Annotated in this window: 23 protein-coding genes and 1 pseudogene; 13 read left to right on the top strand and 11 right to left on the bottom strand. The window is 53.0% G+C overall.

Annotated features, from left to right (window positions below; all coding sequences use genetic code 11):
• Positions 1-23: 23 nt before the first annotated feature.
• Complete coding sequence (locus tag CZ787_RS00310; RefSeq protein ID WP_087105340.1) at positions 24-746, bottom strand: FAD-dependent oxidoreductase; 723 nt, start codon at positions 744-746, stop codon at positions 24-26.
• A gap of 409 nt (positions 747-1,155) precedes the next feature.
• Here CZ787_RS00310 and CZ787_RS00305 point away from each other — a divergent pair, with 409 nt between their 5' ends.
• Together CZ787_RS00305 and CZ787_RS00300 are read left to right on the top strand one after the other, a co-directional pair.
• On the top strand, positions 1,156-1,974 hold the full coding sequence (locus CZ787_RS00305) for a symmetrical bis(5'-nucleosyl)-tetraphosphatase (protein WP_087105339.1): 819 nt from the start codon (positions 1,156-1,158) through the stop codon (positions 1,972-1,974).
• Positions 1,974-3,134, top strand: a complete 1,161-nt coding sequence (locus CZ787_RS00300) for a polynucleotide adenylyltransferase (RefSeq protein WP_087105338.1) — start codon at positions 1,974-1,976, stop codon at positions 3,132-3,134. The genes CZ787_RS00305 and CZ787_RS00300 overlap by 1 nt, the downstream gene beginning before the upstream one ends.
• Before the next feature lie 18 nt (positions 3,135-3,152).
• Here the strand turns inward: CZ787_RS00300 and folK are convergent, their stop codons facing one another.
• Both folK and folB read right to left on the bottom strand, forming a co-directional pair.
• Entirely contained in the window at positions 3,153-3,698 is a 546-nt protein-coding gene (folK, locus tag CZ787_RS00295) for a 2-amino-4-hydroxy-6-hydroxymethyldihydropteridine diphosphokinase (RefSeq protein WP_087105337.1), read from the bottom strand.
• Between the two features lie 4 nt (positions 3,699-3,702).
• On the bottom strand, positions 3,703-4,074 hold the full coding sequence (gene folB, locus CZ787_RS00290; protein ID WP_087105336.1) for a dihydroneopterin aldolase: 372 nt from the start codon (positions 4,072-4,074) through the stop codon (positions 3,703-3,705).
• Positions 4,075-4,152: 78 nt separating this feature from the next.
• On the opposite strand from folB, the gene plsY reads away from it, so the two are divergent.
• Entirely contained in the window at positions 4,153-4,725 is a 573-nt protein-coding gene (gene plsY / locus CZ787_RS00285; RefSeq protein ID WP_087105335.1) for a glycerol-3-phosphate 1-O-acyltransferase PlsY, read from the top strand.
• On the opposite strand, the gene tsaD is transcribed toward plsY, so the two are convergent.
• The gene (tsaD, locus tag CZ787_RS00280; RefSeq protein WP_087105334.1) at positions 4,726-5,775 is read right to left on the bottom strand and encodes a tRNA (adenosine(37)-N6)-threonylcarbamoyltransferase complex transferase subunit TsaD; all 1,050 of its coding nucleotides are present in this window, start codon (positions 5,773-5,775) and stop codon (positions 4,726-4,728) included.
• Between the two features lie 237 nt (positions 5,776-6,012).
• Between tsaD and rpsU the strand changes: the two genes are divergently transcribed.
• The 3 genes from rpsU (at position 6,013) to rpoD (ending at position 10,362) form a co-directional block, all read left to right on the top strand.
• Complete coding sequence (gene rpsU / locus CZ787_RS00275; protein WP_008956349.1) at positions 6,013-6,228, top strand: 30S ribosomal protein S21; 216 nt, start codon at positions 6,013-6,015, stop codon at positions 6,226-6,228.
• 174 nt (positions 6,229-6,402) lie between these two features.
• On the top strand, positions 6,403-8,283 hold the full coding sequence (gene dnaG / locus CZ787_RS00270) for a DNA primase (protein WP_087105333.1): 1,881 nt from the start codon (positions 6,403-6,405) through the stop codon (positions 8,281-8,283).
• Positions 8,284-8,508: 225 nt separating this feature from the next.
• Positions 8,509-10,362, top strand: coding sequence for an RNA polymerase sigma factor RpoD (gene rpoD, locus CZ787_RS00265; RefSeq protein WP_087105332.1), 1,854 nt, complete (start codon positions 8,509-8,511; stop codon positions 10,360-10,362).
• Positions 10,363-10,453: 91 nt separating this feature from the next.
• On the opposite strand, the pseudogene CZ787_RS00260 reads toward rpoD, so the two are convergent.
• The 3 genes and pseudogenes from CZ787_RS00260 to CZ787_RS00250 form a co-directional block, all read right to left on the bottom strand.
• Positions 10,454-10,750 (bottom strand): annotated as a pseudogene (locus tag CZ787_RS00260) (IS3 family transposase); the annotation flags it as partial.
• 2 nt (positions 10,751-10,752) lie between these two features.
• On the bottom strand, positions 10,753-11,403 hold the full coding sequence (locus CZ787_RS00255) for a hypothetical protein (protein ID WP_087105331.1): 651 nt from the start codon (positions 11,401-11,403) through the stop codon (positions 10,753-10,755).
• A 248-nt stretch (positions 11,404-11,651) separates the two neighbouring features.
• Positions 11,652-12,548, bottom strand: a complete 897-nt coding sequence (locus tag CZ787_RS00250) for a LysR family transcriptional regulator (RefSeq protein WP_087105330.1) — start codon at positions 12,546-12,548, stop codon at positions 11,652-11,654.
• A 160-nt stretch (positions 12,549-12,708) separates the two neighbouring features.
• On the opposite strand from CZ787_RS00250, the gene CZ787_RS00245 reads away from it, so the two are divergent.
• From CZ787_RS00245 to CZ787_RS00220, 6 genes are all read left to right on the top strand, one after another.
• Entirely contained in the window at positions 12,709-13,818 is a 1,110-nt protein-coding gene (locus CZ787_RS00245; RefSeq protein WP_018916457.1) for an S-(hydroxymethyl)glutathione dehydrogenase/class III alcohol dehydrogenase, read from the top strand.
• A 143-nt stretch (positions 13,819-13,961) separates the two neighbouring features.
• Complete coding sequence (fghA, locus tag CZ787_RS00240; protein WP_087105329.1) at positions 13,962-14,816, top strand: S-formylglutathione hydrolase; 855 nt, start codon at positions 13,962-13,964, stop codon at positions 14,814-14,816.
• 8 nt (positions 14,817-14,824) lie between these two features.
• The gene (gene mtgA, locus CZ787_RS00235; protein ID WP_087105328.1) at positions 14,825-15,541 is read left to right on the top strand and encodes a monofunctional biosynthetic peptidoglycan transglycosylase; all 717 of its coding nucleotides are present in this window, start codon (positions 14,825-14,827) and stop codon (positions 15,539-15,541) included.
• 270 nt (positions 15,542-15,811) lie between these two features.
• Positions 15,812-16,204, top strand: a complete 393-nt coding sequence (locus tag CZ787_RS00230; protein WP_087105327.1) for a DUF4168 domain-containing protein — start codon at positions 15,812-15,814, stop codon at positions 16,202-16,204.
• Between the two features lie 129 nt (positions 16,205-16,333).
• The gene (locus CZ787_RS00225; protein ID WP_087105326.1) at positions 16,334-18,244 is read left to right on the top strand and encodes a DUF294 nucleotidyltransferase-like domain-containing protein; all 1,911 of its coding nucleotides are present in this window, start codon (positions 16,334-16,336) and stop codon (positions 18,242-18,244) included.
• 1 nt (position 18,245) lies between these two features.
• Complete coding sequence (locus CZ787_RS00220) at positions 18,246-18,971, top strand: 3'-5' exonuclease (RefSeq protein ID WP_087105325.1); 726 nt, start codon at positions 18,246-18,248, stop codon at positions 18,969-18,971.
• Positions 18,972-19,034: 63 nt separating this feature from the next.
• On the opposite strand, the gene CZ787_RS00215 is transcribed toward CZ787_RS00220, so the two are convergent.
• The 4 genes from CZ787_RS00215 to CZ787_RS00200 all read right to left on the bottom strand — a co-directional run bounded on the left by CZ787_RS00215 (position 19,035) and on the right by CZ787_RS00200 (position 23,909).
• On the bottom strand, positions 19,035-20,678 hold the full coding sequence (locus tag CZ787_RS00215) for a BCCT family transporter (RefSeq protein WP_087105324.1): 1,644 nt from the start codon (positions 20,676-20,678) through the stop codon (positions 19,035-19,037).
• 170 nt (positions 20,679-20,848) lie between these two features.
• On the bottom strand, positions 20,849-21,721 hold the full coding sequence (locus CZ787_RS00210) for a glycine betaine ABC transporter substrate-binding protein (protein WP_087105323.1): 873 nt from the start codon (positions 21,719-21,721) through the stop codon (positions 20,849-20,851).
• A 152-nt stretch (positions 21,722-21,873) separates the two neighbouring features.
• Positions 21,874-22,707: an ABC transporter permease gene (locus CZ787_RS00205; RefSeq protein WP_087105322.1), complete on the bottom strand. Its 834-nt coding sequence runs from the start codon at positions 22,705-22,707 to the stop codon at positions 21,874-21,876.
• The gene (locus CZ787_RS00200) at positions 22,707-23,909 is read right to left on the bottom strand and encodes a quaternary amine ABC transporter ATP-binding protein (protein ID WP_087105321.1); all 1,203 of its coding nucleotides are present in this window, start codon (positions 23,907-23,909) and stop codon (positions 22,707-22,709) included. The genes CZ787_RS00205 and CZ787_RS00200 overlap by 1 nt, the downstream gene beginning before the upstream one ends.
• 363 nt (positions 23,910-24,272) lie before the next feature.
• Between CZ787_RS00200 and CZ787_RS00195 the strand changes: the two genes are divergently transcribed.
• On the top strand, positions 24,273-24,677 hold the full coding sequence (locus CZ787_RS00195) for a hypothetical protein (protein WP_087105365.1): 405 nt from the start codon (positions 24,273-24,275) through the stop codon (positions 24,675-24,677).
• Positions 24,678-24,806: the final 129 nt, after the last annotated feature.

The following is a 24,806-nucleotide window of genomic DNA, read 5'->3' as shown; positions in this document are numbered from 1 at the left end:
ACACCCTAGTTTTGATGTCAACCTTAGGATGTTAAAGGATAGGGTGTCAATCTAAATGTTAGCTGATATTGTTGGTTGCACCATAGCAGCAAACGCGCGTTATCAATCCCTCCGCAGGCGAGGACAAAGTAGCGGGCGTGTACTGTGTGTGTCTCGCCTTGGTAGTTGGCAAATGTAGCACTGGTGATACGGCCATTTTCGGTTTCAAGTGCCACCAGGTTGGCGGTCAGACAACAGGTCAGATGGGGTGATGCTTCAAGCATCTCGGCATACTTATGTTGCACGCGTACCGGCGTTCCCAGTGAAAAATGAATACGGTTAAGGTCTGAGGAGGCGACAGGCTCATCCGCAGGAATCGGGTCCAAATTTAGCAGCTCGGTGGCTGCGCTAAGGTAAGGGGTTAGCGCTTCCTGGCCAATAGGCCATACGGTCTCGGGGGCAGCCGTTTTGCCCGTAAAGTCATAAGCATCAAGTGAGCGAGAAACGCCGCCCCAATGATTGGTGGAGCCGCCTAAATAGCGTAGCCGGCTCGTCTCGAGCGGAATATACGTATCGCCAACCACTTCGCCGCGGTAATTATCCTGAGAGCGTTCGCTAAATACTTCATCGCCGCCTTCGCAGAGTAAAACCTGATGGCCTTGCCGGGCTAGCGTCACGGCAATTGACATGCCTGCAGCGCCGCTGCCAATAATACACACATCCAGCGTATCATCCTGCTCGTTGAGCTCCTCAAAAGGCAGGTACATTAGCAATCACTCGCTCGCAGTAGCCAACCGTTAACCAATGTGGGTGAAACGTTCGTTGCGTTGGCCACAGGGAGCAAGGCGGTAACGGGGACGAGAACAAGGCTCATGCCCGTAAACGTTGCGATTTTTAATAGCCAGCGCCGTGTATAGGTGGGCGTCATATTGGTTGTGTTGTCCTTGGCTGTGGCAAGTGCTTTACTTTGCAGGATGTTATTAACGGTTGTAATTAACGATAGCTATTAAAAGGTATGGTCGCGTTGTTAAAAGCAAAAGCACCCCAACGGGTATGCTTGATTTATATTGGTCCATATTTTCCCAATTCACCAGAGCAATTTAGCGGCTACAGTGCTGTGAGCATGCAGCACGTTTTTTTATTTCGACGCTCTTTGTTTTCATATAAGGCCCGCGCATGAGTACCTACGCGATTGGCGATTTGCATGGCTGTTACGCCGAGTTTATGACGCTACTTGAAGCCCTGGACTTTAATCCCTCGCACGATACTTTGTGGCTGGTGGGCGATGTGATCAACCGTGGTCCAGGCTCCCTTGAGTGTTTACGCGAAGCGCACGCACTGGGCGGCGCGGTACGCTGTGTGCTAGGCAACCACGACTTTCATTTGTTGGTGGTCGCGCGTGGCGGCGGCAGGCAAAAAAAGCACGACACTCTCAACGATATTCTTAATGCGCCAGATCGCGAGCAACTGCTGGATTGGCTGCAGTGCCAGCCGCTTGCAGTGCAGCAAGGCAATACCCTAATGACGCATGCCGGTTTGCTGCCTCAGTGGCGCATAGAGCAGGCTGTCGCTTATAGCCGTGAGGTCGAGCAAGCGCTGGCCAGCGAGCAGTCAGGGCATTTCTTGACCGAGCTTTTTGGTAATCAGCCTGATCGTTGGCGAGAGGACCTGGAGGGAATGGACCGGCTGCGCTTTATTGTTAACGCTATGGCACGTATGCGCTTTATTGACAGCCAAGGGCAGCTGGAGTTTGCTGCTAAAGAGGGCCTCGCTAGCGCCCCATCTGGCTTTGCGCCGTGGTTTCAGTATGCACGTGACGATGATCCGCACCTCCTGTTTGGTCACTGGGCCGCGCTAGAAGGAAAAACTCGGGGCGCCAGGGTTCGGGTAGACGCGTTGGATACGGGCTGCGTGTGGGGTGGGGCGTTAACCGCGCTTAATATAGATACCGGTGAGCGAATTAGCGTACCCAGCCAGCAACGAGGAGAGCGGTAGTGGTGACGCATTCGAATGATCCGCGCATTGTCGGGCTGGACGTATACCGCGTGGGTGGCGCTGTTCGCGATGCACTGCTGGGCTGGCCAGTGTATGACAACGACTGGGTGGTGGTCGGCGCTACCCCAGCGGCTATGCGCCAGCGCGGCTTTAAGCCGGTGGGGCGAGATTTTCCGGTGTTTTTGCACCCTGATACAGCGGAGGAGTATGCGCTGGCGCGTACGGAGCGAAAAACCGGGCACGGATATTCCGGGTTTGAAGTGCATGCCAGCCCCGAGGTAACGTTGGAAGAGGACCTGCTGCGCCGCGACCTGACCGTCAATGCCATTGCTCAACGGGTCGATGGGCCGCTGATTGACCCCTTTGATGGCCAAGGGGATATCGAAAAACGCATACTGCGCCATATTTCCTGTGCGTTTGGTGAAGACCCGCTTCGGGTGCTGCGCACGGCACGTTTTTTAGCCCGCTATGCGTCGCTGGGATTCTCTATCGCCTCTGAAACCCTGGCATTGATGACCGAGGTTAGCCGCAGTGGTGAGCTTGAGCATTTGGCGGCTGAACGGGTATGGGTAGAAACCGAAAAAGCTTTGGGTGAACCCAGCCCCGAAGCTTACTTCACGACATTGGCGCAGTGTGAAGCGCTGGCAATATGGTGGCCGTTCTCAGCAGAAAAACTGCAGGACGGCTTGGCCGCACTACAGTACGTGCCTGACGATAACCCAACGCTGCTGGCGCACTGGCGCTATGCATTACTGGTGAGCGTGCTGGATGACGTGGGCCGCGAGGCATTGGCGGAAAAGCTACGTTTACCCAATGCGGTAACGCAGTTGGCGCGCCATGTCGCGTTGACGCTTTCGCTACTAAAAGAGCCCTTAGAGGCGGTAGCCGTGTTGCATTGGCTGGAGCGCCTGGATGGTTTTCGTAAGCCTGACCAGGTCGCCACACAGCTCACGTTAGTCAGTGTGGTTGAAAGTGTCGGTGTTATTGAAAGTGCCGGTGTTATTGACAGTAACTATGCCCAGCCGCTACAGGCTGCTTGGCTGGCGGCACGCAGCGTTAGCCCGCAGGAGCTAATCGCTCAAGGGTTCAAGGGGGCTGGATTAGGCCAGGCGCTACGTGAACAGCGTCAGCAAGCGGTCAGTGATGCGTTAAACGGATGATTAGGTAAACAGAGATGATTAGCGAGCCTGGGACTTACAAGGCGCAGACTCCGCATGCGATATCCAAGCGCTGCCCCAGGTGAAATCTACCGCCCAAAGCCGCTGATTCCCCAACGAAAAATTATTCCAAAGTGCGGCGTAAGGCGTGTTACAAGCCGGATGCCGTTCGTTAGGTAGCAGCTCCGCCAAGGGCTGTAACACGAATGCGCTTTCGGTAATCTCTGCACGGGGCAGTGCAACACCTTCAACAACGCCACGCAGGCTACCCACCGTTAGCAGGTCGATATCCAGCGCTTTAGGGCTGTATTTGGCCAAGCCCTGCTTACGGCCATGAAGAATCTCCAAAGCCTTGGCCCATGCCTGTAATTCACCCGGCGACCAGTTACTTTCGAAGGCCACGACCAGGTTGTAAAAATTACGGGTATCGCTAAAACCAACCGGCTCGCTTTCAAAAACGCGCGAGACGTTTAAAGGCCCAAAGGTATCGAAAAGTGCATCGAGACACAGGCGGATATGACGCACAGGATCAATATTGCTGCCTAAACTGACGGTAACCAGGCTCATGAGATTATATCCTTGTGGCCTCCGGCAGCTCGCCACGTGTAATTTCAAGGCCTACACTCGCCGCTTGCGGTACCGCGCCGGGTTTACGCACCCGCAAGCGTAACCAGGTAATGGAAAACTCGCTGCGCAGGCAGTCAGCCAAGCGTTCCGCGAAGGTCTCCACCAGAGCGAATTGATGCGTGTCAGCGAATCGCTGGATACGCTGGCAGATAGCCGCATAGTCTAGCGTTAAGCTTAAATCGTCAGTGGCAGCAGCCGGGCGAATATCGGTCGCCAGGGTTAAGTCCAGGCTAAGCGACTGTTGAATGGTGCGCTCCCAATCGTAAACACCAATCACGGTGTCTACCTTGAGTGCTTCGATCAAAATGCGGTCCACAAGCTCTTCCTCGGCGACAACAAGCGGGCGATTGTACGTTAGGATGAAACGAAACGACAGTAGGACGGAAAAGGCGCCATGGCGTGGTTAGTGTTCGGCTATTTAAGCGGCAGTTGGCTGGCGGCGATTAGTGTTTGCCGGATAGCGGGAGTGGGCGATCCTCGTCGCTGTGGCTCCGGTAATCCCGGTTTTTCTAACGTGTTACGCCTTTATGGGCCGCGCCTGGCGGGCGCCACGCTTTTCCTGGATGCGTTAAAAGGCGTACCCGTCGTGCTTGCCAGTAAATTAATGGCGTTACCGGTCAGTTGGCAGGGGCTGATTGGGCTGGCGGTATTACTGGGGCATAGCTACCCGGTATGGTATGGCTTTCGTGGCGGAAAGGCCGTCGCCAGCGCGTTGGGCGTGCTGCTGGTGCTGGCCCCGGGCGTTGCGCTGGTGAGCGCGGGGGTGTGGACCTTGCTGGCGTGGCGCTTAAAAACCGCGGCAATGGCTTCCTTGTTAAGCGCGCTGGTGGCGCCGCTTGCCTGTATCTGGCTGGCGCCTGCTTATGTGGGCGTAGTGGGCGGCTTGAGCCTACTGGTACTGCTGCGTCATGGGCTTAATATTCGCAGATTAAGACGCGGCGATGAGCCGCGCCTGGGGCGTCGCTAATTATTCGGCGTTGGGAGGCGTCAACTGATCAAGCGGCCAGCGCGGCGTAGCCTGCATAACGCCATCCTTGTCCTGTTCGCCAGCGGCCAGGCGCTGCGCGCCCACATACGCGATCATGGCGCCGTTATCCGTGCAGAACCGGCCGCGAGGATAGTAGGCCTTTGCCTGACGCTTTTGACACTCAAGCGCCAAGCGCTCACGCAACCGGTGATTGGCACTCACCCCGCCAGCCACCACCAGCCGTTTTAACCCCGTTTGGTCCAGCGCCCGTCGGCATTTGATGACCAGTGTATCGACAACGGCTTCTTCAAAGGCGCGGGCCACATCAGCGCGCGCCTGCTCGTCAAGCTCGCCAGCCGCTTCCAGCTGACGTATGGCCGTTAAGGTATGCGTTTTTAACCCTGAGAAACTGAAATTAAGCCCCGGCCGGTCGGTCATCGGACGTGGAAAACGAAACCGTTTGGGGTCGCCCTGTTCGGCAAGCTTGGCCACCAAAGGGCCGCCGGGATAAGCAAGGCCGAGCATTTTAGCGGCTTTATCAAACGCCTCACCGGCCGCATCATCAACGGATTCACCCAATAGCTGATAGCTTCCAAGTCCTTGGACTTCCACCAACTGGGTATGACCGCCAGATACCAGTAGGGCCACAAAAGGAAACGCTGGCGCATCGTCTTCCAGCATGGGAGCGAGTAGATGACCTTCCATGTGGTGCACGCCCAATACCGGAATGCCTAGTGCACGGGCCATACCGTGGGCCGTGCTGGCACCCACCATGAGCGCGCCTACCAACCCTGGGCCTGCGGTATAGGCAATACCCTCTAAATCGTCTCTTGTTAGCCTGGCATCACTTAACACCTGCTCAATCAAAGGGAGCAGCTTGCGCGTGTGGTCTCGTGAGGCAAGCTCGGGCACCACGCCGCCATACTCGGCGTGCATGGCAATTTGGCTATACAGCGCATCGGCCAGCAGGCCATCGCCCCCTGAGCGGGAGGTGTCATAAAGAGCAACGCCGGTTTCGTCGCAGGAAGTTTCGATGCCAAGCACACGCATAGGAAATCTCTACAGAGGGCTAACAGATTGCATAAGGACAGAATTTTAACATGTCTAACGCCCATAAAGGTGGCATTGATTACACAATGCCATGGGCGCCAGTTTGCAATCATTGCCAACCACGACTAAACTATCGTGCGCTGTAAAAACTGGGTCGTACGCTATGTTCTTCGCAATCATGCGGTGATGGTGTACGTACTTTCGAACTCAAGACTCCTTAAGGTAGGTGAGTGCTTAATGCCTTCTGTAAAAGTACGTGATAACGAGCCGTTTGACGTCGCCCTGCGTCGCTTCAAGCGTTCTTGCGAAAAAGCCGGTGTTCTTTCTGAAGTACGCCGCCGCGAGCACTATGAGAAGCCGACTGCTGAGCGTAAACGCAAAGCGGCAGCTGCCGTAAAACGCCACGCCAAGAAAGTGCAGCGTGAGCAAAAGCGTTTCGAACGGCTCTATTGATCCGTACCCGAGAGAGCCAGAGCGGTTAGCTGGTTGTCTCAAGAGGGATGCCAAGCGGCCGCCACTAGGTGGCCGTTTGTTTTTCAGTTTTCTACGCTGTTTAAGGTGATTGGGCAGTCTGCCAGATGACGTTAAGCAAGCGTTTAGCGCACATGCGCGAGGGTGCCGTTGTAAATGGCAGGCCAGATTCCCCAGCGTTTTATTGACGATTTGCTCAGCCGCGTTGACGTGGTGGAAGTGGTTGGTGAGCGTGTGCAGCTTAAAAAAGCTGGCCGGAACTACTCGGGTCTTTGCCCTTTTCATCAGGAAAAAACGCCTTCGTTCACGGTAAGTGCTGATAAACAGTTTTATCACTGCTTTGGCTGTGGCGTGCATGGGAATGCACTACGCTTCTTGATGGAATACGACAAATTGCCGTTTCCTGAAGCGGTGGAGCATTTGGCCGGGCGGCTGGGTCTTGACGTGCCGCGCGAAGGCGCTGACGACCCGCGTGCACACCAGCGTGAAAGAAAGCGCAAAGAGGGCGTTAACCTGCTTGAGCTTGCGGCAAGCTTTTATCGCGAGCGGCTTAAAATGCATGAGGGGCAAGGCGCCCAGCAATATCTGGAAAACCGGGGGCTTTCTGCTGAGGTGATCAGTGCCTACGGCATAGGTTACGCGCCTGGCGGTTGGGAAGCGCTCAAGCAGCACCTTGGTGAGCGGGAGATATCAGAACCTGTCCAGATTGAGTATGGCCTGTTGATTCATCGTGAAGATACGGGGCGTACTTACGATCGTTTTCGGGATCGGGTGATGTTTCCGATCCGAGATTTACGAGGACGGACGATTGCATTTGGTGGGCGAGTGATGGGCGATGAGCAGCCCAAATACCTCAACTCACCAGAAACACCAGTGTTTCATAAAGGTCGCGAGCTTTATGGGCTTTATGAGGCGCGCCAGGCATCCAGCAAGCTTGAGCAGCTGGTGATGGTAGAAGGCTATATGGACGTTGTGGCGCTTGCGCAGTACGGCATCCATAACGCTGTGGCTACGCTGGGAACCGCGACGACCGAAGATCATCTAAGCCGTCTGTTTCGTTTGGTCAGCCGAGTGGTGTTCTGCTTTGACGGCGACCGCGCTGGCCGCCAGGCCGCCAGCCGAGCACTGGAAACCGCGCTGCCGTTGATGATTGATGGCCGTGAGGCGCGTTTTCTATTTCTGCCAGAAGGCGATGACCCGGATACGCTGGTGCGCCGTGAAGGCACCGAGGCGTTTAAGGATCGTGTTACCTGTGCGATGCCGCTGTCGGAGTTTTTGTTTGAGCAGGCGGCCCAAGGCCGTGATTTAAACACGGTGGAGGGGCGCGAGCGATTTGCAAACCAGGTGCTTGAAGCGTTGAACAAAGTGCCTGATGGCATGCTCAAATCGTTACTGCTTGAAGCGCTTGCCAAGCGTAGTGGCTTGGCACAACAGCAGCTGCAAGCGCTGTTGGATAAGCGCACAGCGGCACCCAAGGGGCAAGCGTATTGGGAAGCTGCTGAACCTGTTGTCGAAGATAGCGCGGAGCAGGCGGGTTTTGCTCAAGCGGACTCCTGGCAGACGGGTTCTGTAAAGGCGGGCTCTACTAGAGCTAAGTCGCGTGCGCGCAGCCGGGTGCTTACGCCCGTTGGGCGCATCGTGCAGCTTCTGCTGCACGAGCCGAGCGTAGTGTCAGCCTTGCCGGATAATCTGGAGTGGTTGCCTGATGATGAGGATGTGCCGCTCTGTCGCGATTTGATTGTGCTCTTGCAGGCCGGACGCTATCGCAGTCCGCAGGTCGTGCTGGCGCATTTTCAGGGTACGCCACAGGGCGCGGTGCTGGCAGAGTTTGCCGCGCGGGAGTTATTGATCCCCAAGGCAGCACGAGAAGCAGAGTTAATGGGGTTAGTTGAGCATTTGCAGCAGAAGCAACGTAAGCGCTCGCCCCAGGAAGAGTACGAAGCGTTGTTGGCTCAGGAACGCGCTGGGCAGAAATTGGATAAACAGCAGCGTCAGCGCTTGGCCGGCTTGGTAGTAGAGTTGGCTCAGCGATTTTGACCGGTGTTCGGAGAGAGGGGGGTTGAATTTTCCCCTCACCAACACCAGATATAGGGCCAGTCACCAAGTGCTGGCCTAACCGAACAACCTAACACACCTGAATGACCGCGCAAATACGTTTCGCTGGAAAAAATACAGCTATTTACGCTATACTGTTCGGCTTGTTGAGTTTAATCGATTCAGCGCTCCAGGTGTTTCATTCTTCTTCGTCGAGATAGGGTTTCTATGGCTGGAAATGCGCAGCAGCAGTCACGTCTGAAGGAGTTGATCGCGCGCGGCAAAGAGCAGGGTTACCTGACGTATGCCGAGGTCAACGACCATCTACCCGAGGATATCGCCGACCCGGATCAAGTGGAAGACATCATTGGCATGATCAACGACATGGGTATCCGTGTCGCTGAAGAAGCGCCTGATGAAGACACTTTGATGATGTCGGATCACTCCACGGACGAGTCCGCTGCGGAAGAGGCCGTTGCGGCACTCGCTGCCGTGGAAAGCGACGTGGGTCGCACCACCGACCCAGTACGCATGTACATGCGTGAAATGGGCACAGTAGAACTCTTGACCCGTGAAGGCGAAATCGAAATTGCCAAGCGGATCGAAGAGGGTACACGTGAAGTCATGTCGGCACTGGCCTACTTGCCAGGGGCTGTCGCCTCCATTCTGGATGCTTATGACGCTACTCAGGATGAAGAAGCGCCTGGCCGTCTGTCGGATCTTTTCTCAGGGTTTATCGACCCCGATGAAGGTATACCTGGCGTTGCCGAAGCGGATGTGCCTGAACCTGAGGTAGCCACCGACTTAAGCGACGAAGACGGCGACGGCGATGGCGAGGAGGATGACGAAGATTCCAACGCCAGCGAAGGCGGCCCGGACCCCGAAGAGGCGCGGGCGCGTTTTGAGCAAATTCGCGAGCAAAATGCGTTAGCTGGAGCGGCGCTTACCAAGCACGGTCGCGGCAGCGCCGAGTTGAAAGCTGAGCAGGCTCGTCTTGCCGAATTGTTCTCGCCGATCAAACTGGTGCCGAAACACTTTGAACGCCTGGTAGGTCAGGTACGTATTAGTGTTGAGCAAGTGCGTGCCCAGGAAAAAGCGGTCATGCAGCTTTGTGTTAAAAAAGCCAAGGTACCGCGCAAGACGTTTATCAAATCGTTCCCAGGTAGCGAATCTAACCCCAAGTGGTTGGATGCTTTCCAGGAAGCGCAGCCTAAATACGCTGACCGTCTTGAGCCGTTACGTTCTGATATCGCCCGTTCGCAGCGTAAAATTGCTTTCGAAGAAGACATGGTGCAGCTCACCGTGGCGGATTTGAAAGAGGTGAACCGCAAGCTGTCGATTGGTGAGGCGAAAGCGCGCCGCGCCAAGAAAGAGATGGTTGAGGCCAACCTGCGCCTGGTAATCTCGATTGCCAAGAAGTATACCAACCGAGGTCTGCAGTTCTTGGATTTGATCCAGGAAGGCAACATCGGCTTGATGAAGGCAGTGGATAAGTTCGAATACCGTCGGGGTTATAAGTTCTCTACTTATGCTACCTGGTGGATTCGTCAGGCGATTACCCGCTCGATTGCCGATCAGGCGCGGACGATTCGTATTCCGGTTCACATGATCGAGACGATCAACAAGCTTAACCGCGTGTCGCGCCAAATGCTGCAGGAAATGGGCCGCGAGCCGACCCCGGAAGAGCTGGGCGAACGTCTTGAAATGCCGGAAGACAAAGTACGTAAGGTGCTCAAAATTGCCAAAGAGCCTATCTCCATGGAGACGCCGATTGGTGATGATGATGACTCGCATCTGGGCGACTTTATCGAGGACGGCACCATGCTGCTGCCTATCGATATGGCCACCGGCGAAGGCTTGATTGAAGCGACGCGTAACGTACTGGGTGGTCTCACTGCACGTGAAGCCAAGGTACTGCGCATGCGGTTCGGTATTGATATGAATACCGACCACACGCTTGAAGAAGTGGGCAAGCAGTTTGACGTAACCCGTGAACGGATTCGTCAGATTGAGGCCAAGGCGCTGCGCAAGCTTCGCCACCCTAGCCGCTCTGAGCCGCTACGCTCGTTCCTGGACGAGTAAATCAGTCTAAGTTAGTGCTCAGGCACTAGTGTCCAGCGTAAAAAAGCCCGCCGTTTTGAACTGACCCCCAATAGTTGGACGGTTGGTTTCTCTAACCGGTGGTCATGGCCTGAGTCCTGTATTGTACGGGGCTCAGGCCTTTTAGTTTCTGCTTGATCCGCTGGTGATTATAGTAGTGGATATAGGCAATGCCTCGCGTTAGCTCCTCAATCGTGTCGAACCGGTTCAGGTGGAAGTACTCCGCTTTCAGGGTGCCGAAAAAGCTCTCCATGGGGGCATTGTCCAGACAGTTTCCTTTCCTGGACATGCTGCGCAGTATTCTTTTCTCCACCACCATGCGGCGGTAACTGGGGTGGCGATAATGCCACCCTTGATCCGAGTGCAGCAGAGTTAACGGGTGGTGCTATGCGCTTTGCGGATGCGTAGAGCAAGAAGTAGAAGCTCGATAATGGCAAACAGAATCAGGCTATAGCCTAAAAGCTCGATCACTTCTTCAGCGACATCTTTAAAGATGCGCACATAGTTATCTTCAAGCACGGCACGCCAAAAAATCTGGCGCCCATAAAGGCGCGAGAAAATATAGGTAGTCAGCACGCCGCCCGCAAACAGGCCAAACGAAAAGGTGTTGCTGTAGTGAGCAAACTCAGCGATAAAACGTCGACGTTGATACACTGCCCAGCCAATCGAGGGCAGTACGATTAATGTAACGACGACCTTCCAACTATTATCTGCCACAAACTCATCAAGAAAATAATCCTGCTCGCGGACTAGCGAGGCTGCAACAAAAGCAAGCATAAGTAGAGTGACATTTGGCCATACCTTGAGTACCTCGCGGATATAGAGCAACAACCCGCAACAGCTGGCTAGTGCGAGCGTTTGGGTAAACTCGGTAAAACCAAGCTCAGTAAAGCGTACTGACGGCAAATACAGTGCTTCCAAATAAGCGCCTTGCGCAATGCCGCCAATAAACAGCACATAGAGAGTGGCCCGTAGTAGCGTAATGCGAAAATCAATAGGCCAGTTAGGTGGAGGGAGTGGCATGCCTTATCCTTGAGGGTCGATAGTCACGGTGTTGCTGACAGAAACATTCAATTGTGAATGTTTATTATATCGTCACCTTTATGTGCTCGCACGCTACACTTGTGAATAATTTTTCGACGAATGGGCTATAGCGCTGCGCCGTCATCAATAAATGAGAAAGTTAGCGCTAAAGAGATGGGTTCCGCTTGTGCCATGGCGGTTGCCGGGTTGGCCGATGTATAAAGAAATATCCAAAGGCGGTGTCGCCGTTAATGCGATTGAGTGTTAGGCAATACCTGAGCGATATTAGCCACCAGATAATCGACCAATTGACGAATCTTGGGGGACAAGTGGCGGTGGCGGGGGTAAACCGCCCAGACCGCCGTATCATGATGCTGAAAGGGCTCCAGTACGGCGATGAGTTCGCCACTTGCAAGGTAAGGTGCTACGTAATAGTCGGGCAGTTGGGCAAGGCCCAGTCCCTTAAGCGCGGCATCCAGCAGGGCGGGGCCGGAGTTACCAGTCCAGCAGCTTTCTACGCGTACTTCGCGGCGTTGGCCGTTGGTATCAAACAACCAATTAGGCCGTGAACCTACCAGACAACGATGTTGGCCAAGTTCCGCCAGCGTGTGAGGAGGCGGTGTCTGGCGAAAGTAATCCTGGGAGCCGACAACATATTCTCGCCGGTTGCACAGGCGCCTAGCGATTAAGCTTGAATCCTTTAATACGCCCATGCGAATGGCGATATCAAAGCCTTCCTCAATGAGTTCAACGGGTCGGTTGGTAAAATGCATGTACACTTCAAGGTCAGGATGTAGGCATTGAAAGTCATTAACCAGCGGCGCGATATAACGCTCGCCAAAGGTAGTAGCTGATGTCAGCTTAAGCAGGCCCCGAGGCTTGGCTTGCAGTTCGCTAAGCGCCTGTTCGGCATCTTTCAATCCATCAAACAGGTGCTGACAATGCTCCATATACAGAGCGCCTGCATCCGTTAAGCGTATTTGACGCGTTGTGCGGTACAGAAGCTGAATGCCGAGCTGGTTTTCAAGTTGGCTCACCAAACGGCTAATATGCGAGGTTGATACTTTTAGATGGTTTGCGGCCGCAGAAAATGTGCCCAGTCTGACCACTTCAATAAAGGCTTCGACACGATCCCAGCGCTGCATAGAGGCTCTTCCGTTGTGGGTGATTGTTGCTCAATGGCAACAATGTTATGAGTATATCCCGCTTTTTCTAGTACCTCTAGCTACCTTACACTGTCGCTATTGAAGCAATACGTTATCTGTTCTGGCGACTTACTACGCCACTGTCTTAAGGAGTGACACTATGAAATCACGTGCTGCCGTTGCGTTAGAGGCGGGTAAACCGCTTGAGCTGGTTGAAATTGATGTGGAAGGCCCGAAAGCGGGAGAAGTGTTGGTAAAAATGGCGGCTACTAGCGTTTGTCATACCGATGCTTATACGTTGTCGGGGGCTGACCCGGAAGGACTCTTCCCCTCAGTGCTGGGTCATGAAGGCGCTGGTGTCGTTCAGGAAGTGGGTGAAGGGGTGACCAGCCTCAAGCCTGGCGACCATGTTATTCCGCTATATACTGCTGAGTGTGGCAAGTGCAAATTCTGTCTGTCAGGTAAAACCAACCTGTGCGGCAGCGTGCGTGCCACTCAGGGTAAAGGCGTCATGCCCGACGGCACCTCGCGCTTCTCGCTGGATGGCAAGATGCTGCACCACTACATGGGAACGTCCACGTTCAGCGAGTACACCGTACTTCCTGAAGTTTCGTTAGCGGTCGTTTCCAAAGAAGCCCCGATGGATAAAATCTGCTTGCTGGGCTGTGGCGTGACTACCGGTATTGGCGCGGTACTCAACACTGCAAAAGTAGAGCCCGGCGCTACCGTCGCAGTATTTGGTTTGGGTGCGATTGGCCTGGCGGTGATCCAGGGCGCGGTCATGGCGAAAGCGGGTCGAATTATCGCCATTGATGTTAATGCGGATAAGTTTGAGCTGGCCAAGCAGTTTGGCGCGACTGACTTTGTAAACCCCAAGGATTACAGCGACTCCATTCAGCAGGTTATTGTTGATTTGACCGATGGTGGCGTGGACTATTCGTTTGAGTGTATCGGTAACGTCAATGTGATGCGCTCAGCGCTTGAGTGCTGCCACAAAGGCTGGGGCGAATCGATCGTGATTGGCGTCGCCGGTGCGGGGGAGGAGATTTCCACACGTCCGTTCCAACTGGTGACCGGGCGCGTTTGGAAAGGCTCTGCGTTTGGTGGTGTTAAAGGCCGCAGTGAACTGCCAGGATACGTTGAGCGTTACATGAACGGTGAAATCAATATTGATGATTTCATTACTCACGATATGCCATTTGAGAAAATCAACGAAGCGTTTGAACTGCTGCATGCGGGCAAGAGCATCCGCACCGTTCTGCATTACTAAGTCTGTATTACCCGGTCTGTATTGCTGGTTATGCATTCACGTTTGAATGACCGAGTGCTATCGCCAATCGACCATCGCTAATTTACTGATAAAGCGCGGCAGGCAGCACTGCCGCGCTTCTCTTTTCTCAAGGAGCCTGCCCCATGAGCATGAGTGAAACCCTGGAACTGGTGTCTGCCAATCGCAGTTTTGGTGGCTGGCACAAACGCTACCGCCATTACTCACGGGCGCTGGATTGCGATATGGAATTTGCGGTGTACCTACCGCCTCAAGCCGAAAGCGAGCGTGTACCGCTTTTATGGTGGTTGTCCGGGCTTACCTGCAACGATGAAAACTTCATGCAGAAGGCGGGTGCCCAGCGGATAGCGGCAGAGCTTGGGATTGCCATTGTTTGTCCGGATACCAGCCCACGTGGCACGGACCTACCAGGCGAGCACGATAGTTATGACCTTGGCTCGGGGGCCGGCTTTTATGTCAACGCGACCCAAGCGCCGTGGAAGCCACACTATCGAATGTACGACTATATCGTTGAAGAGTTGCCTTCCGTTGTACGCCAGCACTTCCCGGTAAACGGGCGTGAGTCGATTAGTGGTCACTCGATGGGCGGCCACGGGGCATTAATTTTAGCGTTGCGTCATCCAGGTCGTTTTAGCTCGGTGTCAGCATTCTCGCCAATTGTGAACCCGATGAACTGCCCTTGGGGGCAAAAGGCGTTTACCAGCTATTTGGGTGAGGATCAGTCAACCTGGCGTCAGTACGATGCCTGTGAACTGGTCGCTAATGGTGCCTCGCGTCAACGGCTGTTTATTGACCAGGGCGAGGCGGACCAGTTTTTAGAAGAGCAGCTCAAGCCCGAGCGGCTTGAAGCCGTATGTGAAGCGCATGATCACCCGCTGACGCTGCGTCGTCAGCCGGGTTACGACCATAGTTACTTCTTTATTGCCTCGTTCATTGAGGAGCATCTACGTTATCATGCGGAACATCTTATGAAATCTTAAGGATAACGATGCTTAAACGTACGCTGAGCCGCTTTCTTCGTCAGCTATGGCGTCTTGTGTGGCGCGGCGTGCTGGTTTTTGTGCTTCTTTCTGTGGCACTGGTCATCCTGTTTCGTTTTGTGCCCTTGCCAGGCTCCATGATCATGGTGGAGCGCAAAATACAGAGCTGGGTAAACAGCGAGCCTATACGCATTCAGCATCAGTGGCGAAGCTGGGACAATTTATCCAGCAACGCCAAGTTGGCGGTGATTGCTGCTGAAGATCAGCGCTTCCCTCTACATCGTGGCTTTGACCTTGTTGAGTTACGTCGTGCTTGGGAGACCAGTCGTGATGGTGGCCGTTTGCGCGGCGCCAGCACGCTGAGTCAGCAAACAGCCAAAAATATTTTTTTGTGGAGTGGGCGCAGCTGGACGCGCAAAGCGTTAGAGGCCTGGTTCACGCTGTTGATTGAAATTTTCTGGAGCAAACAGCGTATTCTTGAGGTGTATCTGAATATCGCTGAATGGGATAGCGGCGTGTTTGGCCTGGAAGCCGCCGCGCAACACTATTTCGGCGCCTCCGGCGGAGTGATGACGGAGCGCCAGGCAAGCCTGCTCGCGGCAATCCTTCCCAGCCCACGTACCCGCAGCGCCTCTCGACCTGACGCCCAAGTGGAAAGGCGTAGCCAATGGGTACGCCAGCAGATGCATAACCTGGGCGGAGTAGGGTACTTGGAACGGCTATAGAAGGCTGTTCGCAGCGATTAAAGAGCTAAAGCCATCTTCTTCCCTTGATGCTCTTCTTTACATAAATAAAAGTTCGCTAATATTGTTCAAAATACTAGCGGCATATTTTTATATAAGTAATTGAATATAAGCTTTTTTAATATTTCTGTGCGCATGTTGTTATTATCATCACTTCATTTTGTTACGTTCTCTTACTTAAAAAATTGAACCTGTGCTGAATCCTTGCGTCACACCTACCACATTCATACCGCGTCAATGAGGTTTCTTACTATGCAACGTATAACTGCTCTATTCTCTGCTGCCCTGCTCGCCACTGGCTTAATGGCATCTACTGCCAACGCCCAGCAAGCGCAGGACCCGGCTCAGGATCCCATGGCTACTCAGCAAGCAGCACCCGCCCAGGATTTTTCTGACCAGCAGCTACAGCAGTTCGCCGATGCTTCTCAAGAAATCGCCGTGATCTCGCAAGAGTACACACAGCGTCTGCAGGAAGCAGGAGATGAGTCAGCCCAACAGGAAGTTCGCGCCGAAGCTAACGATCGTATGATCGAAGTAGTTGAAGACAGTGGCTTGGATGTCGATACCTTCAATGCTATCGGTCAGTCTATCCAGCAAGATCCGGAAATGATGCAGCGTGTTCAAGAGATGGCAAGCCAGTCCTAAGCCATCACTAGCTGATACACCATCAAAGCCCGACACCTTGGTGTCGGGCTTTTTTTGCGTCCAGGGTTTACGGTAGTGATGAACCGAGCCAAACTCGGCTTATCTATTAGACACGTCTTGGGAGATCACATGGACGTAGAACTACTTGAAATACGCCAGTTTATGGGCCAGTTTCCTCCTTTTGATGGTCTCTCGGATGAGCTGCTTGATGCGATTGCCGAGCGCGTTGAGGTCAGCTATTTCAAAACGGGCAGCGATATCTTGGAGTTAAATGACACCGTTAGTGAGCTGTGCTTTATAAGAAGTGGCGCTGTTGAGGTGTATCGCCGCCAGGGCGAGCTTTATAACCGGTTGGGCGAAGGGGATATTTTTGGCCACTTTAGCTTATTGCGAAATCACAAAGTACGCTTTCCGGCTCAGGCGATTGAAGACACACTGATCTATTTTATTCCCAACGATGTCTTTCAGCGCTTATGTGAAGAGGATGATGACTTTGCTGACTTTGTAGAGCTTGAACGGCCCCGGCTTGAAACGGTTGCCGAGCAACAAAAAAAGTCGAACGATATGATGGTCACGCGTATTCGTAAACTGGTGACCCGTTATCCTGTGATGGTGGCATCCACCACCAGTCTTCAACAGGCCGCCCAGCAAATTAATGATTCTCAGGCATCGGCGGCCATAGTGATCACCCAATGTACTGGCAGCCCGCGCTACAGTTTTCAAGACAGCGAGGGTGTCAAATGGAAAATGGTGGGTATTTTTACCGATAGTGACTTTAGAACCCGGGTCGTGGCAGAGGGGCTTTCACCGCAAACCGCGATTGGCGATGTCGCGTCTTCTCATTTGATTACCATACAGTCGGATGCGTCGATATATGAGGCCATGCTGACCATGCTGCGCAACAATGTTCATCACTTGCCGGTGCTGTATCGGCAGCGGCCTGTTGGCGTGGTGCACCTTTCCGATATTATTCGCTATGAAACGCATAGCGGACTCTATCTGGTCAGCAATATTTTTAATCAGTCCAGCACACAAGGGCTTGCCAAACTGGCACCCGATGTTCGAGCGTCCTTTGTCCGAATGGTTCAGGAGGGCGCTAACTCGCAAATGGTGGGCAGCGCGCTTTCAACGGTGGGGCGTAGCTTCTTCCGGCGCTTGCTGGAACTGGCCGAAGCTGAGCTGGGGTCACCGCCGGTGCCTTACTGTTTTATGGTTAATGGCTCAATGGCACGCAATGAACAAAGCATTGTGACTGACCAGGATAATGCGCTCATTTTGTCTGATGACTTTATCCCTGAAGAGCATGACGCCTATTTTTATGCGCTGGCCAAGTTTGTTAGCGATGGGCTGGATGCCTGTGGTTACACTTACTGCAAAGGCGATATCATGGCCACCAATCAAGAGTGGCGTCAGCCGCTGGGCGTTTGGAAAAGCTATTTTGAAGATTGGATTTCCAATCCGACGCCTAAAAAGCTGCTGCAGAGTTCGATCTTCTTTGACCTTGATAGCATCTATGGCGAAGAACATTTTGTTGAAACGCTACAGGATCTAATTGCTCGTAGAGCCGCTGAGTCGCCGTTGTTTTTAGCGGCAATGGCGCGTAACGCGTTGAACCGCACGCCGCCGCTTGGCTTCTTTCGTACCTTTGTCATGGAAAAGGATGGCAAACATAACAATTCAATTAACCTGAAACGACGTGGCACAGCACCGATGGTTGATCTGATCCGCATCCATGCGCTGGCGTGTGGCTCCAAAGCGCAAAACTCGTTTCAGCGACTAAAGGATATCAGTGATACACAGTTATTAGCTCCGGGGGTCAGCGATAAGCTGAGTTATGCGTTTGAGTTTTTATGTATGTCGCGGTTGCGCCACCAGATGATCGATATTCAGGAAGACCGAGAGCCAGATAACAATATTGAGCCTGAAAATGTAGAGGACAGCGAACGGCATACGTTGAAAGATGCTTTCCATGTGCTTAGCAATGCTCAGAAGTTTTTAAAGTTCCGTTATCCGGTGCCCGCTCAACGGCAGAGGCAGTAACATGCTAGGCATTCGCCCGCGTCACCGCATCATCCAGCCCGACTGGACTGACTATATGGCACAGCGTGAGCGCCATGCAAAAGACCCTGCTATCCAGCGGTTTTTTGCCACACCACTGCCTTCTGGTGATACCCCCATTGCTGACGTACCGATGGTTGCGCTGGATCTGGAAACCACCGGTTTGGATGAGCGGCGCCATGCCATTGTCAGTATAGGCGTTGTGCCGTTTACGCTTGATCGTATCAAGCTCGCGGAGCGCCGTTATTGGGTCGTCAAGCCCACTAGGACGCTGTCTGGATCCTCGATAGCTTTTCATCATATTACCCATTCCGAGGTGGCAGATGCCCCGGATTTGGATGTGGTGCTGGATGAGCTATTGGGCACGCTCGCGGGCCATTTGGTCGTGGTCCACTTTCGCAATATTGAGCGACCCTTCCTGGATACGGCGATTAAAGCGCGGCGTGGAGAAGGGGTGATGTTCCCGATGATCGATACGATGTCGCTTGAGGCCAGGATACATCGACAAACGTTATGGGCACGTTTTCGCCGATGGTTGGGACGCCCCCCGGTTTCAATACGTTTAAACGCTAGCCGTGCCCGCTATGGTTTGCCAGCCTACCAGGGGCACCATGCGCTGGTCGATGCATTGGCAACGGCAGAGCTTCTCCAGGCACAAATCGCCACCCATTATCAGCCAGATACGCCTTTAAAAAATATCTGGTGTTAGCACGGTACTAATAAAAAACGGGCAGCCCTTGGGCTGCCCGTTTTGGTCATGCGTACCGATTAATTACACTGCTTTTGGTTCGCTCATCAAACCTTTGACGATCGCGTAGCACGCCACCAGTAGGATGATAGTAAACGGGAACCCGGTGGAAACGGCCATGGTTTGTAGCGCCGTAAGACCGCCGCCCAGCAGTAGAGCAATCGCAATGGCGCCTTCAATGATCGCCCAAAACACGCGTTGCGGTGTTGGGGCATCTACTTTGCCGCCTGCGGTGATGGAATCAATCACGAGTGAGCCTGAGTCGGATGAGGTTACAAAGAAAATGATGACCAGCAAAATCGCCAAGAATGAGGTGATTTGCGCCAGTGGCAGTTGCTCCAACATCAGGAACAGCTGAAGGTCGACACCCGCATCGCGCACTGAGCTAATACCTTGGCTCACATATTGATCAATGGCTGTACCGCCAAAGGTCGTCATCCAAAGTACCGATACCACTGAGGGGATAATAAGTACGGAAATCAAAAATTCTCGAACCGTACGACCACGTGATACGCGGGCGATAAACATGCCGACGTACGGAGACCAGGAGATCCACCATGCCCAGTAGAAGGCTGTCCAGCCTTGGCTGAAGTTAGCATCTTCACGGCCGAACGGGTTTGAAAGCGCGGTGAAGTGAGTCGCATAGCTCCACAGATTTTCAAAGAAGCCCGTCGCGATGAATAGGGTCGGACCGACCGCTATCACAAAGAACAGCAGCAACGCCGCCATAGCGATGTTGATCTTGGAGAGCAGTTGCACACCCTTATCAACGCCAGCAACAATGGACGCAATCGCCACTAGGGTAATGCCGACGATCAAGAGAATCATCGTCACATCGCCTTCAGGCGCGCCAAACAAATAAGAAAGCCCCGCAGCTGCCTGGCTAGCACCTAGGCCTAGTGACGTCGCCAAACCAAACAACGATGCAAATACCGCCAGAATATCGATCACATGGCCAGGCCAGCCCCAGACGCGCTCACCCAAAATGGGGTAAAACACCGAGCGCATCGAGAGCGGCAAACCTTTATTGAAAGAGAATAGGGCCAGTGAAAGTGCCACAATGGCGTAAATCGCCCAAGGGTGCAGGCCCCAGTGGTAAATGGTGGCTGCCATGGCAAGTGATGTGGCCGCCGCCGTGTCACCCTCTGCGCCGCCCAGCGGTGCCCAACTGCCGCCATCTAGCGAGGTACCGAAGTGGGTAAGTGGCTCATTCACGCCAAAGAACATCAAGCCAATGCCCATGCCCGCGGCAAACAGCATTGAGAACCAGCCCATATAGGTGTAGTCCGGTTTGGCGTCGACGCCACCAAGGCGTATTTTACCCAAAGGGGATACAATCAAACCAATACACAAAATAACGAATATGTTGGCAGCCGTGATAAAAAACCAGGACAGGTTGCCGGTTAGGAAGTTGAAAATGGCATCGTATACTGGGGCAATGGTGTCTTGCAGCGCCAGCGTCAAGACCACGAATAGCAGTACAATAATCGCTGAAATGCTAAATACCTTGCCGTGCAGGTCAAGGTCAAAGCCCATTTTATTGGTCGTAATGTTGTCCTGACCGATAACGTAGTCGGTATCGATCAGGTTTGCTGCCCCATCTGGAGCGGGTATGCCTTCAGAGGCTTTTGGCTCCTTAGGGGAGCTGTTGGGCTCTTGTTTATCCACGAGTACCTCTCCGTTTTAATTAGAAAACACGCGCAGTGTCGTTTTGCTTAACTATATATTAACAAGCATTGTATTGCTGTTTTATTGGAACTGTTTTTTGTAGAACGACAAGTGCAAACAAAGGTGCCGACCCCAGTATCAACTGACGTCGGCACAGTGATGGATAGCGATTAGCTATTTAGCCATTGCTCAACCACATTCTGGTTTTCTTCTACCCATTTCTTGGCGTTTTCGTAGGGGTCGCTTCCGTCTTCCTGGTTCATCAGCATTACTTCACCCATTTGCTCTGGGGTCCATTCGAATGCATTAAGAATCGCGTAGGCTTCTGGCATTTCATCGGCAAAACCGTTACGTACAACGGTATGAATTTGCTCAGCGCCACCAAACACGTTTTCTGGATCTTCCAGATATTTAAGGTCCCAGCGTGCAAACATCCAGTGGGGCGTCCAACTGGTGATCACGATATCTTCTTCATTATTAATGGCGTTACTAAGCGATGCCACCATCGTTGCATCGCTGCCACTGCGCAGGCGAAGTTCAATGCCATAGGTATCGACAACTTGTTCCGTCAAGCCCATCAGGCCTGCACCAGGATCTATACCGATGATCTCACTGTTAAAGAGGTCAGCGTTGCTATTAAGGTCGGCAATCGAGTCAACGTCTGTATAAGACGGTACGACGAGCCCTAGTTTGGTGCCGTCCAGGTTGGGGCCCAGGTCTTCAACGTGGTCACCAATGCGCTCCATGTACTCAGCGTGCGTTGTTGGCAGCCATGCGGCAACAATCGCATCGGCGTCACCGGTTGAAAGTGCCTGGAACATGGCCGCTGCGGAAAGCGAGGTCATGTCTACTTCGTAGCCAGCCTGCTCCAGCACCGCAGCAATGACGTTAGTGGAGGCTACTTCTGACGACCATTCAACATACGCAAGATTGATGGTGCCTTGATCCTGCGCCTGAGCGGCACTGCCTACGACTAACCCAGTACCTGCAATCAATGCGGCAGAGGCCAAGCGGATACGACGATTTAGCATACGTGTTTTCATTCACTTGCTTCCTTTTGTATTGTTTGCCTTAACATACCATCATGTTAGGCAATTCAGCATGGTCGTGAAAATAAAGCTCATCAAGTCAAAGGGGTTAACACCCCGTCAAGCTACTTCTCATCTTCTCGTTGTTGCTAGGTAGCTTAGTCAGCCTACTTAGAAGAGGCCTTGCGTAACGACTGAGTTAAACGGTCCAGCAGCATGGCCAGAATAACAACGGCAATACCTGCTTCAAAGCCGTCGCCTGGGCGCAGGCGCTGTATAGCACGCCATACTTCGCTGCCTAACCCATCCGCACCTATCATCGCGGCAATAACCACCATGGAAAGCGCTAGCATGATCGTTTGGTTAATGCCCGCCATCAAGGTAGGTAACGAGAGCGGTAGCTGCACTTTAAATAGCTTTTGGCTTCGAGTAGCACCGTAAGCATCCGCGGCTTCTATTAGCTCTGTTGGTACCTGACGAATGCCGAGCGTCGTAAAGCGAATGGCGGGCGGCATGGAAAAGATAACCGTGGCAAAAATAGCGGACACAGAACCAATACCGAAAAAGGGAATGGCCGGTATCAGATAGACGAACGCAGGCATGGTCTGCATAAAATCCAGCAGCGGCATGAACAAGCGGTAAAGGCGTTCCGATAAGGCCGCGGTGATGCCGATAGGCAGTGCAATGACAACGGCAACGACGGTTGCGATCACCACCAGCGTTAACGTCTCGATCATGGGTTCCCAAAGGCCCATATTCCAGATTAATGCCAAGCCAAGGACCGCCCCCAGTGCCAAGCGCGGGCCCGCAAGCCTCCAGCAAAGCAGGGCAATAATGGCCAGCAGTGCCCACTCCGGTAGCCACATCAGCCCATCATTCAGGCTGTTAATCCCGGTTTGGGTAAAGCGTGAAATGCCGCGAGTAACCACAGAGTATTCGCTGGTTAGCCAAGTGAGGCCACCTTCGATCCAACTGCCTAGCGGGATACGGGGAATGTCCATTACGGTTCTCCTGCTCGTGCCAATTCATCCAGTACCGCGCCTTTCACCACAACACCCAGTAGGCGTTGCTGTTCATCTACCACGGCAATAGGAAATCTCTTTTCACTAAACATGGCGAACAGGTTCTGCAACGGCTCGTCGGGGGACACTTTGCGGAAGTCCTGAGTCAGGTAGTCGGCGATTTTTTCGGCGCCTTCCTTGATAGCCGTACTCGCGGACTCGGCTTCCAGTAGCCCGAGCAGACGGCGGTCACGGTCAGTTACGTAGATAGAGTCAATTGCGTGGTCCCGCATGCGGTGAAGAGCCGTGCGCGGGCCATCACTGTCACGCGCGGTGCTACGCAGTGGGCGCATGGCGCTCTCGGCCGTTAGAATACGCGAGCGGTCGACCCCTTCGATAAAACGACGCACATAATCATCAGCGGGTTGGGTCAGAATTTCTTCAGGGGTTCCAATTTGAACTACTTCGCCATCTTTAAGCAGCACGATTCGGTCACCGATATTCAGCGCTTCATCCAAATCGTGGGTAATGAAGACGGTGGTCTTTTGCATTTTTGTTTGGAGCTGCAAAAGTTCCTGTTGCATGTCCTTACGAATCAAGGGGTCAAGCGCTGAAAATGCTTCATCCATTAGCAGTACGCTGGCATCGTTAGCCAGTGCGCGGGCCAAACCAACGCGCTGTTGCATTCCCCCTGAAAGCTGGTGGGGATACGCGTTCTCCCAGCCTTCCAGGCCCACCTGTTTAAGGGCGGTATGGGCGATTTTATGACGCTCGGCTTTATCAATACCGCGTATTTCCAAGCCAAACTCTGCGTTTTTTTGCACCGTGCGATGCGGAAACAGCGCAAAATTTTGGAAGACCATCGAGAAATGGCGGCGTCGGCATTCCAGTAACGCTTTTTCACTCAGGGTGGGGATGTTTTCATCATCAATGATGATCTCACCTTCCGTTGTGTCAATCAGGCGATTAAGACAGCGGATCAGTGTCGATTTGCCTGAGCCCGAAAGGCCCATGATGACGAGGAGCTCACCTTCATAAACATCGAAGGATATATTGGAAAGGCCGAGTGTCTGGCCTGTTTGCTCTAGGATTTCTGGACGCTTAAGACCCTGGTCGCGTAGCTCTAATGCTTTTCGAGGTTGTTTACCAAAGACCTTACTTAAGCCTCGGACTCTAATTTTAACAGGACGTTGCTCATCCATAGGCGATGCCTTTTATGTGTATGAGGCGCTTTGTATGGTTGCTCTTTCTGATTTGCCGCCATCTATATAAAGCAGCCACACAAAGCATTCATAATGAAAAAAACAGTATATGGTCGTGTATTTATTAAAAAATATTATACATAAATGAGCTGGTTGTGTCACAACGCCTCTTTAAGCGCGGTCCAGAAATGCCACATGTGTCATTTTGCGTCCACGCTTGGTTGATTATCAATAATGTTTTTTTGTTTTTAAAGTGTTGATATTAAGTGTTATTTTTTATAAATCATTGAGTTGGCTTGAAGTGTGCTTGGTTTGGAGTAGTGATTCAGGATGTTTTTTGCAGGTTTCAAGGAGATGAATTTTATGAACAAGCACGCGGATGTAAAAGCGAAGCGCCCACGTCTACTTTCTTTGTGCATGATCGCAACTGCTGCCAGTGTCCTCTTGCTTGCTGGCTGCGGTGACAATGAAGAAGAATTGCCGCCTGCCCAACAGCCTGAAACCATGGAGCAAAGTGCAGCACCTGACGTTGAGCAGGATGCCACCATGACCCAAGAGCCCTCCACGATGGATCAAACCGCAGATCCAGCTGATCCTGCAGGCATGGGCTCAGCAGATAACGGTGAAGCAATTGTCCCGCAAGAGTCAATACAGCCTGAAGATGAGGCGCGCACCCAGGATGTTGAAGAAGAGCCCGGTTTTGGTGAAGGTACAGACCCCATGCCAGGTGCCGATGAAGAAAATGATGATGAGTTAACTAACGGCTAATACCTACGTATCGTTCCCTACGATGATAATCCGCTTCAGCTGTTCGTTCCCTGCGGCTGCTCCACACGGTTTATCATCTTTACCCTCGCGCCTGCGAGGGTTTTTTTTGCGCTGAAGTATAATGCTACT

It is taken from the genome of Halomonas citrativorans (assembly GCF_900163645.1).
GTDB lineage: Bacteria > Pseudomonadota > Gammaproteobacteria > Pseudomonadales > Halomonadaceae > Vreelandella > Vreelandella citrativorans.
The sequence above is the reverse complement of the archived record's forward strand: the minus strand, read 5'-3'. Positions and strand labels throughout refer to the sequence as shown.

Bases quoted from the DNA above. Each gene is read 5' to 3' on its own strand.
- rpoD (WP_087105332.1), top strand. From the start codon at position 8,509: ATGGCTGGAAATGCGCAGCAGCAGTCACGTCTGAAGGAGTTGATCGCG.
- folK (WP_087105337.1), bottom strand. From the start codon at position 3,698: ATGAGCCTGGTTACCGTCAGTTTAGGCAGCAATATTGATCCTGTGCGT.
- CZ787_RS00245 (WP_018916457.1), top strand. From the start codon at position 12,709: ATGAAATCACGTGCTGCCGTTGCGTTAGAGGCGGGTAAACCGCTTGAG.
- CZ787_RS00210 (WP_087105323.1), bottom strand. From the start codon at position 21,721: ATGAAAACACGTATGCTAAATCGTCGTATCCGCTTGGCCTCTGCCGCA.
- plsY (WP_087105335.1), top strand. From the start codon at position 4,153: ATGGCGTGGTTAGTGTTCGGCTATTTAAGCGGCAGTTGGCTGGCGGCG.
- CZ787_RS00220 (WP_087105325.1), top strand. From the start codon at position 18,246: ATGCTAGGCATTCGCCCGCGTCACCGCATCATCCAGCCCGACTGGACT.
- rpsU (WP_008956349.1), top strand. From the start codon at position 6,013: ATGCCTTCTGTAAAAGTACGTGATAACGAGCCGTTTGACGTCGCCCTG.
- fghA (WP_087105329.1), top strand. From the start codon at position 13,962: ATGAGCATGAGTGAAACCCTGGAACTGGTGTCTGCCAATCGCAGTTTT.
- CZ787_RS00200 (WP_087105321.1), bottom strand. From the start codon at position 23,909: ATGGATGAGCAACGTCCTGTTAAAATTAGAGTCCGAGGCTTAAGTAAG.
- CZ787_RS00305 (WP_087105339.1), top strand. From the start codon at position 1,156: ATGAGTACCTACGCGATTGGCGATTTGCATGGCTGTTACGCCGAGTTT.
- CZ787_RS00250 (WP_087105330.1), bottom strand. From the start codon at position 12,548: ATGCAGCGCTGGGATCGTGTCGAAGCCTTTATTGAAGTGGTCAGACTG.
- CZ787_RS00205 (WP_087105322.1), bottom strand. From the start codon at position 22,707: ATGGACATTCCCCGTATCCCGCTAGGCAGTTGGATCGAAGGTGGCCTC.
- dnaG (WP_087105333.1), top strand. From the start codon at position 6,403: ATGGCAGGCCAGATTCCCCAGCGTTTTATTGACGATTTGCTCAGCCGC.
- mtgA (WP_087105328.1), top strand. From the start codon at position 14,825: ATGCTTAAACGTACGCTGAGCCGCTTTCTTCGTCAGCTATGGCGTCTT.
- CZ787_RS00195 (WP_087105365.1), top strand. From the start codon at position 24,273: ATGAACAAGCACGCGGATGTAAAAGCGAAGCGCCCACGTCTACTTTCT.
- CZ787_RS00225 (WP_087105326.1), top strand. From the start codon at position 16,334: ATGGACGTAGAACTACTTGAAATACGCCAGTTTATGGGCCAGTTTCCT.
- tsaD (WP_087105334.1), bottom strand. From the start codon at position 5,775: ATGCGTGTGCTTGGCATCGAAACTTCCTGCGACGAAACCGGCGTTGCT.
- CZ787_RS00230 (WP_087105327.1), top strand. From the start codon at position 15,812: ATGCAACGTATAACTGCTCTATTCTCTGCTGCCCTGCTCGCCACTGGC.
- CZ787_RS00310 (WP_087105340.1), bottom strand. From the start codon at position 746: ATGTACCTGCCTTTTGAGGAGCTCAACGAGCAGGATGATACGCTGGAT.
- CZ787_RS00255 (WP_087105331.1), bottom strand. From the start codon at position 11,403: ATGCCACTCCCTCCACCTAACTGGCCTATTGATTTTCGCATTACGCTA.